The following is a 287-nucleotide window of genomic DNA, read 5'->3' as shown; positions in this document are numbered from 1 at the left end:
CTCGGAGATGTGTATAAGAGACGGACTACAAGGGTATCTAATCCCGTTCGCTACCCTAGCTTTCGTGCCTCAGCGTCAGAAGAGACCCAGTGAGCCGCTTTCGCCCCTGGCGTTCCTTAGGATATCAACGCATTTCACCGCTCCACCCTAAGTTCCGCTCACCTCTATCTCCCTCAAGCAATGTAGTTTTGGGCGCAGTTCCTCGGTTGAGCCGAGGGATTTCACACCCAACTTTCATCGCCGCCTACGCACCCTTTAAGCCCAGTGATTCCGAATAACGTTCGTAC

At 53.3% G+C, this 287-nt stretch carries 1 rRNA gene; it reads right to left on the bottom strand.

From position 1 onward, the window contains the following. Positions 1 to 287: ribosomal RNA gene (locus ACTHS4_RS11875) — 16S ribosomal RNA — on the bottom strand; the annotation flags it as partial.

The sequence above is a fragment of the Neisseria sp. P0014.S009 genome (genome assembly GCF_051958155.1).
Classification (GTDB): domain Bacteria; phylum Pseudomonadota; class Gammaproteobacteria; order Burkholderiales; family Neisseriaceae; genus Neisseria; species Neisseria flavescens_C.
The sequence above is the reverse complement of the archived record's forward strand: the minus strand, read 5'-3'. Positions and strand labels throughout refer to the sequence as shown.